This window comes from Winogradskyella sp. (genome assembly GCF_016744625.1).
GTDB lineage: Bacteria > Bacteroidota > Bacteroidia > Flavobacteriales > Flavobacteriaceae > Winogradskyella.
The window spans coordinates 1-3839 of sequence record NZ_JADGDZ010000150.1; the positions used below are offsets into that span (position 1 = coordinate 1).

Sequence of the window (3839 nt, forward strand, 5' to 3'; positions counted from 1 at the left end):
GTCTAATGCTTCACCGTGTATACTAATCTTATTTCTCTCTTTTGTTCTTTCTTTTTATTAGTTAAATGTAATCAATGACAAACTTAAGCCGTGTATAATTAATTGCTTGGTCACTGCCGACTTACGAACATTCCTGCGGAATATTCTATCTGTGATTTATTTGCTAAATTAGTTGCTTAACCACGCAACTAACCATACACAACAACGTTACCACACATTTGAGAAACAAACAAAATGATAGACTTTACAAAGGAAGATATAGAGCCATTAGATTGGATGGTTAATGAGGTTATCATCCGATACGCTTTGACACCAGACGACCTTGTAGAAGCTGGAATAATTAAAGTGCCAGATGGTTTGGAAATAGATGTTACATATAATACTGTTACTGAATTTAAAAGGTATTTATACGTTCTTAACAAGTACAATGTCTGTGATTGCATCTCAAGTATGGATATGATAAATGTTCGTGTAAATGAATACACTCCGCAATTCAAAACTCTTGGTGGTTTTAAGAAACTATATGCGGACTTAAAAAAACAAGAAAAACGAGAAAAACTTGAATTACGAAAAACCAAAGTTGACCTAAATTTAGCGGAAAAAATGTTAGAGGAATATCCTAAAACAAAATGGTTTGCGAGAATTGGATTTTTCATAGGAATAGGTTTAGCAATTTTAGAATTAATAAAATTACTAATACCAATATTGTTCCCTTCTGATAAAACATGATTTCATCAATATCGGACTTAAATTTTGACATAATATTTGATTTTAAAATTAATAATCTGACCAAAGCAAAGCGTAACTGTTGCGTGCGACTGACCTTTGGAACGTGAAATAAAAAAACGTGTGGTAACATTGTATATAAAAAATTGCTATTTTGTGCTTACCCAATGTGAGTTGCTTTGTTTGCTTGCATCCGATTTTCCTTCGGAAAATCCTCGCACTCAAACACGCAACATTTCATATACGTAACCGTTACCTGCAAGCTAAACAAACCTATGAACTTCGATTTAGAAGATAAACTTAACGAATATGTAAAACGGAATGATTTGGATTCTGCGATACAAATTGCGGAATCGGAATTGAGCAAGATTTCTGAAACGGAATTTCACCAACTGATTGGAATGAATCTTCTGCATTTGGAATCTGAATTAAGCGAATTTATTTCCAATTTCTATTCAAGTGCAAAACTGAAATACACTTTTAGTTTTACAAAAAAGCTGAAAGCCTTTTACTGTGAAATGAACGGATTTACTATAAATTATGACAGATGGTTTATAGACTTGTTTTCGTTTAGCGAAATCGGAAAAGAAGATTATGAATGGTTAGCGGATTATGAACATAGCACGAATAAAGACTTGACAATAACTGGATTTGAAAACCTTCAAAAAGTCTACGAAGATGTTTATAAAAATCAAAAATTCGACATTCCTGAAATTGAGCAAGCTTATGAAGTTGCGGAATTATTAGTTATTTTACGTTTGCAAGAACTTTTTAGGAAAACATATAAAAGCGCTAAAGAAAGCGGAAAAAAATGGAGTGATTATCCAATGTTCGTGACAGCACACGACTATGAAATGATTTATAAAATAAACTGAATTGAATAAAGCCAGCAGGTAACAACGTGTATAATTCATTGCTAGTTAGTGCCTACTTGCGAAAGTCCTAGCGGACTTTCTATCTGTGTTTTATTTGCTAACTTTAGTGCTTAAACAACGCAACGAGATCATACACCAATACGTTACCTGCAAGCCAAAAAATCATTGAACCAAAATTGTGATTTTTTGGACTAAAAGCATAATTGATTGATTATAAACTGTTTTAGTTTTGAATTATTAATAATTAAAACATTTATAATGAAAATAATCAAATTAGTTTTAGTCCTAGTTGTGTGTACTCTCAATTACACACAAGCACAACAAAAAGAAAATCAAACAACAATTAAAAACAATGACACTATGAAAACTTATGTAATTGAACGTATTTTACCAGGAGCAGGAGACTTAACAGCCGAACAACTAAAAGGAATCTCTCAAACATCATGTTCCGTCTTAAAAGAAATGGGACCAAAAATCGAATGGCAACATAGTTATGTTACTGGAGATAAAGTGTACTGTGTTTATAAGGCAGAAAACAAAGCACTCATTGAGGAACATGCTAGCAAAGGCGGTTTTCCAGCAAACGCTATAAGTGAAGTGGCAACTGTAATTAGTCCAGCTACAGCTGAGCAATAATAACAAATAAGAAGTTGTCTGTTTATAAATGACAGCTTCTTATTTTTTTTAATTAGTATCTTACCTAAAAAATTATAGCATGCCAATATATATGGATTTTCATGATTTGCCAGATGGAGTAACTGCTAAGGATATAGCAGAAATGCATCAAGCAGATTTAAAAATTGAACACAAATACAATTGTCGTGGATTAACCTATTGGTGTGATGAAAGGAGACGAACGGGATTTTGTTTAATAGAAGCACCTAATGAACAAGCAATAAAAGAACTTCATGAACAATCGCATGGTGCCGTTCCACAACGTATAATCGAAGTCAATGACACTTTAGTTGAATCCTTTTTAGGTCGTATAGAAGACCCTGAAAACACTCAAGATACCGAACTAAATATCATTAATGATTCTGCATTTAGAATATTGATGGTTATTCATTTAAAAAAGAAAATACTGAGAACTGAAAATATTGGAACATTAAATGCTGCTATTCGTGGTTATAAAAAGTCAGTAATCAATATTATTAGTAAGCACAAAGGACGTATGGTAAAGCAGGAAATAAGTTCATTTTTAATGTCATTTACTTCTGCTACAAATGCTGTTGAAAGTGCTATTAAAATTCAAGAATTGCATAATTGTGTAATAACACCTGATTTAGAGTTTAAAGTAGGAATAAGTGCAGGAAACCCAGTAACAAATAGAGAAAGTATTTTTGAGGATACTGTAAAAAAAGCGGAATATTTGACTTATGTTACTAACGGGAACATAATATTAACACCAGAAGTCAAAGATCTATACGAAAGTGAAAATCAAAATAATCCAATTAATATTAAAGGTATTAAACCATTAAATAGTGCTGAAATGGAATTTGTAATTCGCTTATTTGACTATACTGAAAGTGTATGGACAAATTCGAATATAAGTGCCACAAATTTTAATAAGAATTTAGGTTTTAGTAAATCAAAACTATATAGAACTATGATGCCAATTATAGGTAAGTCACCAAACAGTTTTATAAAGGGTTTTAGATTGAATAAAGCGCTCGATTTATTGAATAAACAAACGTCAAATATTTCTGAAATTGCCTATCAAACAGGATTCAGTAGTCCAACTTATTTTTCAAAATGTTTTAATGAGGTATATGGAATATTACCATCGAACTATATTAAGTCACAATTGCCATAAGTTAAAATAGCCAAAGTTTGTGATTTCTGAATCTAACAATAGTGTTGAAAGGAAAAGCCAGCAGGTAACAAAGAACTGAGTTAAAAAACAAGCAATTTTAAGCTAATCTTGAAACAAAGTTTTCATCATAAGGTCGTCCACTTTTAGCAATAGCAAATGCCTGTTTTAATAACTTGTTTCCTACTGCTATTAATGCCAGTTTCTTACTCTTTCCTTTGGCAACCAATCGTTCATAAATTTCTCTACAAGCTTTATTATGTTTACATGCCGAAAAAGAACATAAAAACAATAAATTCCTCAATTTCTTATTTCCTACTTTACTTATTCTACTGCGTCCTCTAACGCTGCTTCCAGATTTACGAATTGTTGGTGTAATGCCAACATAGCTGCATAACTGAGATGCGGTCTCAAACTTCTTAAATCCA

5 protein-coding genes are annotated in these 3839 nt (G+C 31.9%); 4 read left to right on the top strand and 1 reads right to left on the bottom strand.

The features are described 5' to 3' along the window. Window positions 1–234: 234 nt before the first annotated feature. From QZZ53_RS16940 to QZZ53_RS16955, 4 genes are all read left to right on the top strand, one after another. Complete coding sequence (locus tag QZZ53_RS16940) at window positions 235–729, top strand: hypothetical protein (RefSeq protein WP_296386917.1); 495 nt, start codon at window positions 235–237, stop codon at window positions 727–729. A gap of 272 nt (window positions 730–1001) precedes the next feature. Next, window positions 1002–1601, top strand: a complete 600-nt coding sequence (locus QZZ53_RS16945; protein ID WP_296386918.1) for a hypothetical protein — start codon at window positions 1002–1004, stop codon at window positions 1599–1601. A gap of 258 nt (window positions 1602–1859) precedes the next feature. Next, entirely contained in the window at window positions 1860–2237 is a 378-nt protein-coding gene (locus tag QZZ53_RS16950) for a DUF4242 domain-containing protein (RefSeq protein ID WP_296386920.1), read from the top strand. Between the two features lie 79 nt (window positions 2238–2316). Further along, window positions 2317–3414 carry a nickel-binding protein gene (locus QZZ53_RS16955; protein WP_296386922.1) on the top strand — a complete coding sequence of 366 codons (1098 nt, stop codon included), beginning with the start codon at window positions 2317–2319 and terminating at the stop codon, window positions 3412–3414. 97 nt (window positions 3415–3511) lie between these two features. Here the strand turns inward: QZZ53_RS16955 and QZZ53_RS16960 are convergent. Then, window positions 3512–3839 (bottom strand): transposase (locus QZZ53_RS16960; RefSeq protein WP_296386924.1); only part of this gene is annotated, 328 nt, incomplete at its 5' end.